This is a genomic window from Acinetobacter sp. WCHA45, assembly GCF_002165255.2.
Taxonomy (GTDB): Bacteria; Pseudomonadota; Gammaproteobacteria; order Pseudomonadales; family Moraxellaceae; genus Acinetobacter.
Window position 1 is genome coordinate 924,438 of sequence record NZ_CP028561.1, and the last position, 13,819, is coordinate 938,256.

At 40.4% G+C, this 13,819-nt stretch carries 11 protein-coding genes; 9 read left to right on the top strand and 2 right to left on the bottom strand.

Annotated features, from left to right (window positions below; all coding sequences use genetic code 11):
• Positions 1-86: 86 nt before the first annotated feature.
• Positions 87-482: a hypothetical protein gene (locus CDG55_RS05730; RefSeq protein WP_087536232.1), complete on the top strand. Its 396-nt coding sequence runs from the start codon at positions 87-89 to the stop codon at positions 480-482.
• On the opposite strand, the gene rsmD is transcribed toward CDG55_RS05730, so the two are convergent.
• A complete protein-coding gene (gene rsmD, locus CDG55_RS05735; RefSeq protein ID WP_087536233.1) occupies positions 479-1,027 on the bottom strand; it encodes a 16S rRNA (guanine(966)-N(2))-methyltransferase RsmD in 549 nt (182 codons plus the stop codon). The two genes, CDG55_RS05730 and rsmD, sit on opposite strands and share 4 nt — an antisense overlap.
• A complete protein-coding gene (gene mrdA / locus CDG55_RS05740) occupies positions 1,027-3,051 on the bottom strand; it encodes a penicillin-binding protein 2 (protein WP_087536234.1) in 2,025 nt (674 codons plus the stop codon). Before mrdA ends, rsmD begins: the two co-directional genes overlap by 1 nt.
• A 241-nt stretch (positions 3,052-3,292) precedes the next feature.
• On the opposite strand from mrdA, the gene CDG55_RS05745 reads away from it, so the two are divergent.
• The 8 genes from CDG55_RS05745 to CDG55_RS05780 all read left to right on the top strand — a co-directional run bounded on the left by CDG55_RS05745 (position 3,293) and on the right by CDG55_RS05780 (position 13,790).
• A complete protein-coding gene (locus CDG55_RS05745; protein ID WP_087536235.1) occupies positions 3,293-3,814 on the top strand; it encodes a hypothetical protein in 522 nt (173 codons plus the stop codon).
• A 63-nt stretch (positions 3,815-3,877) separates the two neighbouring features.
• Entirely contained in the window at positions 3,878-5,191 is a 1,314-nt protein-coding gene (locus CDG55_RS05750; RefSeq protein ID WP_087536236.1) for a hypothetical protein, read from the top strand.
• Positions 5,192-5,274: 83 nt separating this feature from the next.
• Positions 5,275-5,928, top strand: coding sequence for an adenylate kinase (gene adk / locus CDG55_RS05755; protein ID WP_087536237.1), 654 nt, complete (start codon positions 5,275-5,277; stop codon positions 5,926-5,928).
• 184 nt (positions 5,929-6,112) lie between these two features.
• Complete coding sequence (locus CDG55_RS05760; RefSeq protein WP_087536238.1) at positions 6,113-7,444, top strand: SWIM zinc finger family protein; 1,332 nt, start codon at positions 6,113-6,115, stop codon at positions 7,442-7,444.
• Positions 7,435-9,072 (top strand): hypothetical protein, encoded by a 1,638-nt coding sequence (locus tag CDG55_RS05765; protein WP_087536239.1) that lies wholly within the window; start codon positions 7,435-7,437, stop codon positions 9,070-9,072. The genes CDG55_RS05760 and CDG55_RS05765 overlap by 10 nt, the downstream gene beginning before the upstream one ends.
• A 32-nt stretch (positions 9,073-9,104) precedes the next feature.
• Entirely contained in the window at positions 9,105-10,187 is a 1,083-nt protein-coding gene (locus CDG55_RS05770) for an ATP-binding protein (RefSeq protein WP_087536240.1), read from the top strand.
• A gap of 75 nt (positions 10,188-10,262) precedes the next feature.
• A complete protein-coding gene (locus CDG55_RS05775; RefSeq protein ID WP_087536241.1) occupies positions 10,263-12,602 on the top strand; it encodes a DUF5682 family protein in 2,340 nt (779 codons plus the stop codon).
• Positions 12,603-12,605: 3 nt separating this feature from the next.
• On the top strand, positions 12,606-13,790 hold the full coding sequence (locus CDG55_RS05780; protein ID WP_004663198.1) for a VWA domain-containing protein: 1,185 nt from the start codon (positions 12,606-12,608) through the stop codon (positions 13,788-13,790).
• The last annotated feature ends 29 nt before the right edge of the window (positions 13,791-13,819 follow it).

The window sequence follows — 13,819 nt, forward strand, 5'->3', positions numbered from 1 at the left end:
TGGCATAAAATCCAGTTTTGAGATGAAGCGCATATTTTTTTCTATATATTTGATTTTAATCATGTAATATAATTGGGAAAACAAAAATGAAAAATTTATCCTGTTTTATCTTATTTTTCTCCTGTGCCTGTCATGCAGGGGATTATAATTTTTTTACAGAGGTCAATGATGATACTGAAGAAATGTTTGACTCTGCCTATCCACAGCAAGAGAAAACAGATTATTCAATCTTGCATAATCCGTTTTTCCAAGATGATCGTTGGCGTGTTTATAACTATACCGCTTACCAAACCAATCAATTTAATCAAAAGATGTTAACAGGAGATACGAGCAATCTATCTTTAGGTGATTTTTCGATTTCACTTGGATACGGTATGGTGTATCAATTGAATAAAAATAATCGGATTGGTTATGAATATCTTTCCAGTTTTCCATTTGATCGGGGGCAACTGGTCCGCTTTTTTTGGTTGCGAATATTTTAGACCACCTTTTGATATAAACCTGCGCGTACCAGACCCGCTTTGGTTTCCTTGATTTTTTGCCAACTGGCTGGAAGTTTTAGCTGTGACAAATCACGGTCTGCCTCAACATAGATATAGGCGTTTGGGCTAATCAGTGGCTCTGCCAATTCAGCAAGCTCTTGCCATAAATCAAGGCTGTAGGGTGGGTCAAGAAATACGACATCAAAGCCGCCGTTTAATTTGTTTAATGCCTGCTGTGCAGTTGAGACCACCAACTGGCAATTTTCTGCTTTCAATAACTGGATATTATCCTTTAAAAAGCGTGCCTGAGTTGGGTTGGGTTCAATCATGACCACTTTTGCAGCGCCACGTGAAAGTGCCTCAAAACCGAGGGCGCCCGAACCACTACACAGGTCTAGCACCTGTGCATTCTGGATATCCCACATCAGCCAGTTGAACAGGGTTTCACGGACACGGTCAGGCGTTGGCCTTAAACCCTCAATACTGGCAAAGGGCAGGGAGCGCCGTTTCCATTCTCCCCCGATAATGCGTAACTGATTCTTCATTATTCAGTAATTCCATCAACTGGCTGTGGTGGTGGGGTAACTGCTGGGGCAGGTCTTACTGGAGGTGGTGTTGGCAGAGAGGTTTGCGCCGTTGTTGGTGCTGTGGTATTGCCACTTGGCAACTCGCCTGGCTTGATACCTGCGGTCATTAGGCCACCACTGACCTGATGGTTTGCAGGACGCAGTGGATTCTTGTTGCGTGTCACCAGCCAGTAATCGAAAACTGGACGTGCTAGTTGCGCCGCGGAACCACCATGCTTGCCATTTTCCCACACCACAGCAATCGCGATCTCAGGGTTATCCGCTGGTGCAAAGCCAACAAATAAACCGTGGTCCCATTGTCGGGAGGAAAGAGCGGCTTCATTATAACGTTTGCCCTGAGCAATACTTTTGACCTGAGCTGTACCTGTTTTACCCGCAATAGAATATTGTAATCCGCCCTTAATGCCACGCCCCGTTCCAGATTGAATCACGTCTATCATGGCTGCATGCATGTTAAGCCAATCTTGCTCTGTACCATTAAATTGAATTTTACCGTCAGGAGCATTGTGCACAGAATATTTTTTTGCGCCTTTATTATCACGTAAAACGTGAGGTGTAACGTGAGAGCCTTTGTTCGCAGTAATTGCTACAGCCATCGCAAGTTGTAATGGGGTAGCAGTAAATGCGCCTTGTCCAATACTGACCGAAATCGTTTCACCTTTTAACCATTTCGATTTGCGTGTACGCATTTTCCAGTCTGGACTTGGATATAAACCTGTGCTTTCACTTGGTAAATCTACACCTGTTTTTGCGCCAAAGCCAAATTGTCGCATCCAGTCATTCATTTTTTCGATACCCATACGATAAGACAAGATATAAAAATAGGTATCACAAGATACAACTTCGGCTTTATGTAAATTTACAGCACCATGACCTGTCTTTTTATGATCACGGAAGCGGTGTTTATCTCCTGGTAAATTAAAATAACCAGGATCAGAAATTGCTGTGCCCCAATCGACGAGTCCGTAATGAATTCCGCCAAGTCCGAACATCGGCTTAATTGTCGAACCCGGTGGATAAACGCCTTGTACGGCACGGTTATAAAGTGGTTGGTCTAAGTTGTCACGTAAACCACTATAATCTTTTGAACTGATGCCTGTAACAAATAAATTTGGATTAAAACTTGGGCTAGAGACCAGTGCTAAAATTTCTCCAGTTCGAGGATCCATGGCTACAATTGCACCACGACGATCTGCCAACTGTTGAGCTGCAATGGTTTGAAGACCATAATCTATCGATAAATAAAGATCATTTCCGCGCGTTGGGTTTTGACGACCTAGATGACGGAGTACATTACCATGTGCATCGGCTTCAACGGATTCATAACCTGGTGTTCCATGTAATAACTCTTCATAGCTTTTTTCTGCACCAATTTTTCCAATCAGGTTGGTACCTGCATATAAATCTTTATCAATAGATCTTAATTCTTTGTCATTAATTCGCCCCACATAACCGATCACATGGGCAAACAATTCGCCATGAGGATAGTAACGTGTCATTTGTGTTTCAATTTTCACACCCGGGAAGTCGTATTTAACTTCGCTGAATTTCGCAATATCTGCTTCAGTCAGATTTAACTTGATGGCAATTCTTTCCGTTTTACGTGCAGTTTTTACGCGACTTTTAAAACGATCGACATCTTCTTGGGTTAAGCTCAGTACTGGAATTAAACGTGCAATGGTTGCATCAATATCTGCGACATCTGTACGACTGAGTGTTGCTGTAAAAACAGGATAATTATCCGCTAAGAGTACGCCATTGCGATCATAAATATAACCACGTGCGGGTGGAAGAGGCTGTAAACGAATTCGGTTTTTATCAGAGGCTGTTGTAAAGTCGTCGTAATGAATAATCTGTAAATATGCATAACGGCAAATTAATAAAAGTAGAAAAGTAGCGACGACAAATATAGCAAAGAAGATTCGACCCTTATAAATGCGCTTTTCTTGTTGCATGTTTTTTAAAGGAAAGTGCTGTTTCATAGGGTGTCGACTTAAATTACAAGGGAGAAAATATAAAAGGCGCGCTATTTTAACGTAAGTTGCATGATCATACTGTAGTATTTTCAATACATCATCTGAATGATGATGCGACAGTTTTTGACTTTGCAGACATTAAAATTGTAGGGACTTGTATATTAGATGCAAAATAATTCTGTTAAAGTCTGAAGCTGTTTGAAATAGGATTGTCCAAGATACACTCTTAGGGAAAATGGAGAAAATAATGAAAAAATCTTACCTTTTACTAGCGGTTTTAGCATTCAACGGCGTTGTCCATGCTGAAGAAAATCCATATATGCCTGAAGCAAAATTAAAAGGGGCAAAAGACGTAGCAACTTGGAACATTGGTGCTGGTTTTACTAAAAAATTATTACATGCCAATCTTGAATGGGTAAATCCATACGGTATTGCTTATGCAAAAGTAGGCGCTTTTTTAAATGATGATAATGAATCTGGTGCGCAAATTGGCTTTCGTTATCCATATCATTTAACAGGTACAGATAAAAATGGTTATTACCTTGGTCTTTATGCTGGTCATATAGATAGTAAAAACTATGGCGGTAAACAAAAAGGGAATTTAGGTGTTGGTACTGATTTAGCATTTGTTTGGTTAAATAGTGATCGAATTGGTACGTTTAGTGTGGGAGCGGGACTGCGTGACAAGATAGAAGATGGAAATGGGAATACTGTTAAAAAAGTAGAGCCCGTTTTTCAGATTTCTTACACGTTAAGTTTTGGCTTATAGGGGCGTGACTGATTGTTCATTCTTTTATAAGTCTTAATGTATCAATAATTCTGAGAGTCATGCATGTTTGATTACGTCAATGAATTGTGGCAGATTTTTTTAAATCGGCCTGACCATCTGGCGGTCCTAAGTATTATTCCAGTGACAGCCCTAGTAACATGGGCTCATGTATGGATGGCTTTAAAAATGGTGTTTTACCCGATTAATTTTTGGGGATTCCATTTAGGACCATTACCTGTAGGTTGGCAGGGGATTGTGCCGCGTAAAGCAGGGCGTATTTCGGGCATCATCACCGATAATACATTATCTAAGTTGGGTTCATTGCGTGAGTTTTTAGAGGCAATGGATCCAGAAGATATGGCAATGATCATTGGTGAGCAAGTTGGTTTTGAGCTTGAACACTTAATTGATGAAGTCATGGTTGATCGTAATGCTGTGTTGTGGGAGAACTTACCATACTCGATTAAACGTCGAATTTATGCGCAAGCCCATAAACAGTTGCCAAATACATTAAAAGAACTTGTGACTGAGCTGACCATGAACGTCGAGTCACTTGTGGACATGCGGGAAATGATGGTCAGCCAAATGGAAGGTGATCGCCGTTTAATGGTACGTATGTTCCTTAAAGTTGGTCAGAAAGAAATTAATTTTATTTGGCATATCAGTGCGTTAATTGGAATGTTCTTTGGGATTTTCCAAATGATCGTTTGGTTTGTGGTACCGTGGCATTGGACCGTTCCTTTTTGGGCATCAATCTGGGGCTTTTTAACCAACTGGATTGCGATTTGGATGGTATTTAACCCAATTGAACCGCATTATATCCGTTACCCACAGATTTTCCGTTTGACCAAAGACCGTAAGTTTCCATGGATCGTTCCTGTGCTAAGGATTGGTACATATAACGTTCAAGGTGCATTTATGAAACGCCAAGAGGAAGTTTCAGATGTATTTGCAAGCGTGGTAACTGAAGATTTAATTACTCTGAAATCCATCATGACTGAAATGATGTATGGTAGTAAAAAAGATAAAACTCGTCGGATTGTCAAGCGCCATATTAATGAAATTATGGAAACTCCATTGGTCAGAACTTCACTGCAGCTTTCATTAGGGCCAAGAGAATATGCTAGACTCAAGACCGACTTGATTGATCGCTCAATTGAAATTACTATGGGTCCAGTATGTGACCCAGCTCTGAATGCAAGTCGTGCGCAGAAGATCTTTCAAATGTTTAGAGACCGCATCCGTGAACTAACACCGAAAGAGTTCCAGAATTTATTGCGACCTGCGTTCCAAGAAGATGAGTGGATCCTAATTGTATTGGGTGGTGTGACTGGTTTTTTTGCAGGTTTAATCCACTTATTTGTTGCTTTCTTATAATTAATTTGATGTTGGTTGAGCAATAAATCTGTATCATATTGCTCAATTTAAGATTTATTGTTTTTAAATGAGGATGTTCTTTTATGCGCATTATTTTACTCGGACCACCTGGGGCAGGTAAAGGTACTCAAGCTCAGTTGATCTGTAAGCGCTACAATATCCCACAAATTTCAACCGGTGATATGCTCCGTGCTGCAATTCGTGAAGGAACTGAACTAGGTCTTAAAGCGAAAAGTGTTATGGAGTCTGGTGGTTTAGTATCAGACGAACTCATTATTGGTTTGGTTCAAGAGCGTATTGCTCAACCAGATTGTGTGAACGGTTGTATTTTTGACGGTTTCCCACGTACGATTCCACAAGCCGAAGCTTTGGAAACGGCGGGTATTTCAATTGATCATGTGATCGAAATTGATGTTCCTGATGAAGAGATTGTTCAACGTCTTTCAGGTCGTCGTCAGCACCCAGCTTCTGGTCGTGTTTATCACCTTGTCTATAATCCACCTAAAGTAGAAGGTAAGGATGATGAAACTGGTGAAGACTTGGTACAACGTCCAGATGATCAAGAAGAAACGATTCGTAAGCGTTTAGGTTCATATCATAGTGAAACTGAACAATTAGTAGGTTTTTATCAAGGTCGTGCTGCTTCAGGTGAAGATGCACCAACTTATAATAAATTGAATGGCTTACGTGCAATCGAAGAAGTTCAAAAAGAATTATTTGCTATTTTAGATAAATAATTTAGTTTTGATAGAACTGTCTTATGTAGCCATAAGACAGTTTTTTTATACCTATAATTATCTACGACATAAAATGTCGCTATGTCAGATTAAATGATATAAAAACTAAACAAAAAACGTTATATTCCATTCAAGCGTACAATTTAAAAATACTGAAACTTAGAATTATTTTAAAGGGTTAACTATGTTGCTGACGATTCAATCTGATCAAGTCGAGCAAATTATTCCAGATGCGAGTTCGGCAAAATCAGCCAAGAAACTCGCAAAATTTGAAGCATGGAACAATATCTCGGGTTCGACTGATCAGTGGATTTGGGGAGAAATTCAGGGCAGTGCGATTTATCAAAGCGCAGTTTTTTTACCTGAACTTAAATGCGAATGTAGTTGTCCAAGTTTTAAACGACCTTGTAAACATGCTTTAGCATTATTGTTTGTCTATACCGAGTATCAAGATAAATTTACTGTGCAATCAGATGAACAAAGCATACCTGATCGAGTACAAAAATGGCGAGATAAAAAAACTAAAACACTTGAAAAGAAAGAAAACAAGATTGATAAACCGATTGATGAAGAAGCACGTGCGAAACGCCAATTGGCACGTGAGAAAAAAATGGATGCAGGCATTGAGGCATTACAAACATGGTTGAATGATATTGTCACGATGGGGCTTGGGAGATTACGTCAGCAACAACATGAAAAGTTCCGCGATATTCAAAGTCGTTTGGTCGATGCTCAAGTTGCAGGTTTAGTTAGTTATTTAGATGAGTTTTCGAGTGCGCTATATCAAAGTAATTGGCAAATGCAGAGTTCATTTTGGATAGCTAAATTACAAACAGCCGTTCATTTATGGCAAAACCGTCAACAGCTCAAACCAGAACTATATGAAGAATTAAAACAGCTTTTTGGTGTGAATTTACCAACTGATGCGTGGGATAACATATCCGCTCAGATACTTCATATTTATGCCTTAGGACAAGTAACTCAGGAGTTGGTCAATACCCGTGGACGTTATCGTCGTCAATGGCTGTGGGATAGTCAAAATTTACGCGACTATTTGCTATTAGATTTTGAAATTCCACCTTATTCGAACTTTGGCTTAACGTTGCCTTTCCAAAAACAACTGGCTCTAAATGCCAAACTTTATCCAGTGGTAAGCCAACAACGTCTTCGTTTAGAAGATAATTTAATGTCATTCAATGATTTGAGCCTAACGCTGGTTGCGCCAAAAGGCTTTGAAAATTTTGATCAAGCATTTACTCAGTATGCAAATGGATTAAAAGAATATCCTTTGCAGCTAGTACGCTTTTTCTGGCTAGAGCAATTGCGTTTGGTCAAGCAGGATAAAGTAATTTATTTGGTCGATCAGGATCAAAAAATGTGTGAAATTGAGATTAAACAATTTGTTGAGTTATGGTTTTTAGTGGGGAATGAGCCATTTAGTGCAGGCGTTGAATGGAATGGATTGCAACTTAAACTGGTGAGTATTTGGCAAGGAGGGCACTTTGAATGTCTTTAAGCACATCATACAGTGAATTTAATCAGCAGTTATTACTCAAACTGACACTAGGGCAGCAGTTTAAACAGACTGTAAAAGTACCGAATGAATTGCAAGTCTATGCACCTAAACAGATTGATTCAGCTCAAGATTTATTGGTCTTGAATCAATATTGGGTGCTCATGCAACAAGCAGGTTATCAAGCACAAGATGTACCTGAAACCTTACAAAAGAATATTGCTGAGAATGATCAGATAGAAAATGAAAAGCAATTGGATAATCAACTTGTGCAAATTTTGAAATGGGTTGTTGCACAAGAGTCGCCATTTTTATATCAAGATTGGGTTATTCAAATTTTCAAACTTGCTCAACTACAGCAGCGAGTGATTCCTCGTTATTTGGTGTTGAAAGTTCTACCACTGTGTCGAAACCCAGTGTTATTGGCATCAGTCTTACCTGAGTTTGCATTTCAGGGCGATGTGACAACACGTTTGGATGATGCAAAAAGGGTGTGGAAATATGTGAAACAACAAGACGCAGCACCATTGATTCGTCAATTACAGAAATCAAAAAGTAGCGAATGGTCTTTGTTGATGAGCCAGTTATGCGGTCAATTGCCGAACTTTATTCATCAACATATAGCAGAGTTTTGGTCACAATCGATTCAGAGAAATCATTTGCAAAGTCATGCTGAAAGTCTTGTCATGTATAACATGCCAGTGACTCAATTTGAAGCTTTATACCAGCATGTAAAAACATTAGAACCACAGAATGCAGCGACAGTAAGTAGTAATGCTGCATTAGCTTTCTATTTATATTATCAAGATAATGCACTGTACAACGAAGTTATGGCGTTAATGCGTGTATGTTTGAGCTACGATGCCCAAGCTGAAAAAGTTAAATTCAACATTAACTTAGATCAAGATGATGCACTCAATGATTATGGTTTTTTTGATCGAGAAGCTAATTTGGTTGAAAGTCGTAAAAGTTTAAAAACAGCTTACCAAAGTGCTCAAGTCGAGCAAGCTTATCAGGCATTTTGTGCAAGTTCACAGGGCGTACTTTATCTCAAAAGAATTTTAATCCAATTGCCACTTGCGTATTGGTTAGAATTATTTGGTACTTGGGATCATTTACTTTCATTGCATTCACAGCAAAAAGATTCACTTTGGAGTGCGTTTATTGTGTGTTGTTATCGAGAGCAACGACATGATTTAGCTTTATGGTTTTACCAACATCAAGTCAAATGGTGTGAAGCTGTAACGGCATCAAGTGGGAACATGTTTGAACGTGAGTTACTCTTTACTTTGCTAGACCGAGAACCAGCAACTGGATTGTTATTAAAGCAACTTGAATCCCATTACCAAAACCAAGATTTAGAACATTTTTGGTTGTTGTTTCAGCGTGCTAAAGCGCTGCATGATGTTCAAAATATCTCAGAAATGGCAGTCGTATTATTACAACATGCATATGCGAACTTAGATTTGCAGCAGGATCAGAAGAAATTTGCACTATTAAAAGAGCAGGCTCAATGGTTGATTTTGCAAGCTTATCCAATCGACATCAGTAGTTTACAAGCTCTTTTTTCTATTTCTGAATGGAAACAGCTCATTCAATTGAATCAGTACAAACAAAAACTTATTGCTTAATGATCAAGAAATCATAAATTAGGATAATCAACATGTCTCAACAAGTTTTACGTGCGCGTGCAGAACAACAGTTTTCTCATGAATTAGATGCATTAAAAGCACATGACAGTTTAGTAAAACCTCCACAATGGCAACTTTCGCCTAAAGCAGTCGTAGATTACTTATTGGGTACAACACTGCCAGATGGAACAGAAATTTCACCAAAATATATTGGTAATCGCCGTTTGATGGAAATTGCTGTTGCGACATTGGCGACTGATCGTGCCTTGTTGTTATTAGGCGTACCAGGCACAGCAAAATCATGGGTATCAGAACATTTAGCAGCGGCGATTTCAGGTAATAGTGCTTTATTGATTCAAGGTACGGCAGGTACGAGCGAAGATACTCTACGTTATAGTTGGAATTATGCCCAACTTTTATCCAAAGGTCCGAGTGAAGATGCTTTGGTGAAAAGTCCGATGTTACGTGCGATGCAAGAAGGCAAGATTGCACGTGTGGAGGAACTGACTCGTATTCCTGCCGATGTCCAAGATACGTTGATTACTTTACTTTCAGAGAAAAATTTACCTGTTCCTGAGTTAGGAATTGAGTATCAAGCGGTACAAGGTTTTAGTGTGATTGCCACCGCCAATAATCGTGATAAAGGGGTGAATGAACTCTCCTCTGCATTAAAGCGTCGTTTTAATACGGTAATTTTACCGCCGCCTGCTACCATTGCTGAGGAAGTGGAAATCGTACAAAAACGCGTTCAATCTTTGGGCAAGAGTTTACAACTACCTGAGATTCAGCCTTTGGATGCTCAAATTCAAAAACTGGTGACGATTTTTAGAGAGCTGCGTCATGGGCAAACCTTAGATGGCAAGCAAAAACTCAAAACCACCACGGGAACTTTATCAACGGCTGAAGCCATTTCAGTGATGAGTCATGGTTGGGTGATGGCAGGGCATTTTGGTTCGGGCAATGTCACTGATCATGAGTTGGCGGCAGGTCTGCAAGGTGCAGTATTAAAAGATCCTGTGCAAGATATCGTACCTTGGAAAGAATATGTTGAAACGGTGATTAAAAAACGTGAGGGTTGGCAAGACCTATATCGTGCTTGTCGTGATTTAGAATAAAACCAAATAATAAAAACCTCATCCCAATCTTCTCCTTGACAAGGAGAAGATGTGATCGGAATAAAGGATAGAAAAATGCTGCATATTCTCGGTATTCGTCATCATGGGCCTGGTTCGGCGCGTAGTGTCTGTAATGCTTTGGCTTCGATTCAACCTGATTGTATTTTGATTGAAGGGCCACCTGATGCCAATGCAATCATTGCTCAATTGCAACATGCAGATTTTAAGCCGCCTGTGGCGTTGTTGTTGAATACCCCTGTACAAAAAGAAGTGCGATCACAGGCAGTATTCTATCCTTTTGCTGAATTTTCGCCTGAGTGGCAAGCTTTGCAATATGCGTTGCGTCAGCAAATTGCAGTAGAGTTTATGGATCTGCCTTTGCAACATCGTTTTGCGTTGGAAAAACAATGGGCAGAGCAACGTTTACAGCAGGCTTCAGCAGACGAGCAAGAGATTGAGTCTAATCAGCAAGGTGATGTTGAGCCAGAACAGAATTTGGAACAGCATTATCTTTCGATTCGCCGAGATCCAATTCAATTGCTGGCAGAGCAGGCAGGCTATCAAGACAGCGAACGTTTTTGGGAGCATTTGGTCGAGCAGCAGCCACACGCTGGACAAATGTTTGCCGCAATTAGCGATGCCATGTCAGCTTTACGTGATTATTTGCTAAGCCAGCAACCTGAAAATTATAGTAGTGAAGACCAACTGCTAGAGCAGTATCGCGAAGCCTACATGCGCAAAGTGATCAAGCAGGCACAAAAGCAAGGCTACCAAAATATTGTGGTGATTTGTGGTGCATGGCATGCACCTGTATTGGCGGATTTAAAAGCGCAAAATAAAGCAGATACCACCTTGCTCAAAGGCTTACCTAAAGTCAAAGTTGATGCTGCATGGATTGCATGGACACATGGGCGTTTGAGCAGGGACAATGGCTATGGTGCAGGTGTACAAGCGGTTGGATGGTATACCCATCTTTGGAAGCATTACCAACAAGCCTTAGATGCAGAGGTTGATGGCGAAAAAATTACGATTGATTGGTTAAGTAAATTTGCTCAAGCCTTACGCCAAGCGGGTCATGATGCCTCTAGTGCTCAGATTATTGATGCGGTACAACTGATTCAATCTTTATTGCAATTACGTGGACGACGTATTCCTGATTTGGAAGATTTATTTGAGGCAATTCGTTCGGTCTTAAATCACGGCTTAGATATTCCGCAACCGATTTTAGCTAAATTGCTTGAAGACGAGCAATTGGGGCAAGTGCCTGATGAGTTGATTGAGTTGCCCATTCAAAAAGACTTTTTACAGCAAGTGAAGCATTTTCGCCTGAAACTCGAAGCACCCCATCGTGACATTAGTCTGGATTTACGTGAAGCCTTCGACTTGGCAAAAAGTCAATTTTTACATTGCGTGAAATTACTGGGTCTCGCTTGGGCAGAGTTAGCTGGTGCAGGCTCAAAGCAAGGTAACTTTAAAGAAGTTTGGCAGTTGTCTTGGCAGCCTGAAACTAGTTTATATCTGAATGAAATGTCGTTGTGGGGAAATAGCATTCAGCTTGCCACACAAAGTTATGTCGAACATCAGATTAGACAATGTGAAGATGTGGCGCAAATTGCGCAACTGATCGAGAGCATTTTATTGTCTGGTTTGGATCAAAGCCTAAATTTGGCTTTGGATAAATTGAATGAGCTTACTACTCAGCATCAAGACCCAAGTATTATTTTGGCAACTTTAAAGCCGCTTATTACGGCAATTCGTTATGGCAGTGTGCGCCAATTTTCAATGCAACATTTACATCAAGTGGTAGAACATTTAGCGATTCGTTTGATGTTGAGTTTGCCAAGTTATTGTGTACAACTGAATGCCGAAATGGCTCAGCAATTTGCCCAACAACTACAAACTTTATATGAGCTTTTAGAACAATTACAACAAGATGAATTGTTACAGCTCTGGCAAGAGACCTTACATCAGTTATTGCAGTTGGAACATATGCAAGGTTATTTGCATGGTTGTTGTGTACGTTTAGCTCGAGAACAGCACTTGATTGATGTGGAGCAAACACAGGGATTTCTGTCTCGAGCTTTGTCGATTGGGCAGACGGCGGATTATAGTGCGGCTTGGTTTGAAGGTTTCTTGACCCATCAAGCTTTGTTATTGATTCATGAGCAAAGTCTTTGGGACACCGTGAGCCAATGGGTCAATCAATTACAAGAACAGCAATTCATTGAGTTATTGCCAATTTTGGCCAGAACAGCTTCAAGTTTTAGCCCTGCTGAAGCACAGCAATTAATTCAGAAAGTGACGCAGAAAGCGACCGCAGTCAAACAAGAGGTCGGTACTTTAGATATTGCACGTGCTCAAACGGTATTAGATGAAATTTACGCGTATTTACAGCCTGTTGCTGTCGAGGTTTAAGTGATGAATATGAATGAAGAACTGATCACTTTAGAGCAACCTGATCTTGCGGAACAAGAACGACGTTGGCGATTAATTTTAGGACAAGTCCCAAATTCGACTTCGCATTTACCGAATTGGTCGGTGCAAGATACCAAAATGCAAGAATGTCTGAATGAGCTTTATCAGGCGCAACAGCCTAATCGCCGTGGTGGTTTGGGGCATTCTAGTCCTAGGGTGGCGCAATGGTTGGGGGATATTCGCCAGTATTTCCCATCTTCTGTGGTAAAAGTTATTCAAAAAGATGCTTTAGAGCGTTTAAATTTACAACAAATGTTGTTAGAGCCTGAATTGTTGGCAAGTGTAGAAGTCGATATTCATTTGGTTTCTACCTTAATTTCACTCAATCATTTGATGCCTGAAAAAACTAAAGAAACCGCGCGTATCGTGGTGCGTCAGTTGGTAGAGCAACTTGAAAATCGTCTAAAGCAACCATTACAGCAAGCGATTCGAGGCAGTATTAATCGCTCAGCACATACACGCCGTCCTAAACGCATGCAAGACATTAATTGGCAGCGCACCATTCAGTCTAATTTGAAACATTGGCAGGAAGATTTTAAAACGATTATTCCACATGAGTTACATGGTCATCCACGTCAACAAACGGCTTTAAAAGACATTGTACTCTGTGTTGATCAGAGTGGTTCGATGGCACCTTCCGTGATTTATTCCAGTGTTTTTGCGGCAGTGATGGCAAGTATTCGTGCAGTCAGTACACAAATGATCGTGTTTGATACGGAGCTAGCCGATTTAACCCCTTTGCTCGAAGATCCTGTGGATGTGTTATTCGGCACACAGTTGGGTGGGGGAACCGATATTGCGAAAGCAATTAAATACTGTCGTAGTAAAATCACTCGCCCAGAAGATACCATTTTTATTCTTATCAGTGATTTGTGTGAAGGTGGAGATGCTAAGCAAATGCTCAAGCAAGTGGCTGAAATGCTAGATAGTGGGGTGCAAGTCATTACGCTACTGGCATTGTCTGATGACGGTGCACCTTGGTACGATACTCAACATGCACAGATCTTTGCGGATATGGGGATTCCAACGTTTGCTTGCACACCTGATCAGTTCCCAGAGCTGATGGCGACGGCTATTGAAAAACGAGATATTCATGCATGGTATGCAACCCAGCAAAATCTGACATAATAGAACATGAAGATGACGTTTCGGTATGC

Excerpts from the sequence above, each read along its gene's own strand:
- CDG55_RS05765 (WP_087536239.1), top strand. The coding sequence starts at position 7,435 with ATGTCTTTAAGCACATCATACAGTGAATTTAATCAGCAGTTATTACTC.
- CDG55_RS05750 (WP_087536236.1), top strand. The coding sequence starts at position 3,878 with ATGTTTGATTACGTCAATGAATTGTGGCAGATTTTTTTAAATCGGCCT.
- mrdA (WP_087536234.1), bottom strand. The coding sequence starts at position 3,051 with ATGAAACAGCACTTTCCTTTAAAAAACATGCAACAAGAAAAGCGCATT.
- CDG55_RS05760 (WP_087536238.1), top strand. The coding sequence starts at position 6,113 with ATGTTGCTGACGATTCAATCTGATCAAGTCGAGCAAATTATTCCAGAT.
- rsmD (WP_087536233.1), bottom strand. The coding sequence starts at position 1,027 with ATGAAGAATCAGTTACGCATTATCGGGGGAGAATGGAAACGGCGCTCC.
- CDG55_RS05780 (WP_004663198.1), top strand. The coding sequence starts at position 12,606 with ATGAATATGAATGAAGAACTGATCACTTTAGAGCAACCTGATCTTGCG.
- CDG55_RS05730 (WP_087536232.1), top strand. The coding sequence starts at position 87 with ATGAAAAATTTATCCTGTTTTATCTTATTTTTCTCCTGTGCCTGTCAT.
- CDG55_RS05770 (WP_087536240.1), top strand. The coding sequence starts at position 9,105 with ATGTCTCAACAAGTTTTACGTGCGCGTGCAGAACAACAGTTTTCTCAT.
- CDG55_RS05745 (WP_087536235.1), top strand. The coding sequence starts at position 3,293 with ATGAAAAAATCTTACCTTTTACTAGCGGTTTTAGCATTCAACGGCGTT.
- adk (WP_087536237.1), top strand. The coding sequence starts at position 5,275 with ATGCGCATTATTTTACTCGGACCACCTGGGGCAGGTAAAGGTACTCAA.
- CDG55_RS05775 (WP_087536241.1), top strand. The coding sequence starts at position 10,263 with ATGCTGCATATTCTCGGTATTCGTCATCATGGGCCTGGTTCGGCGCGT.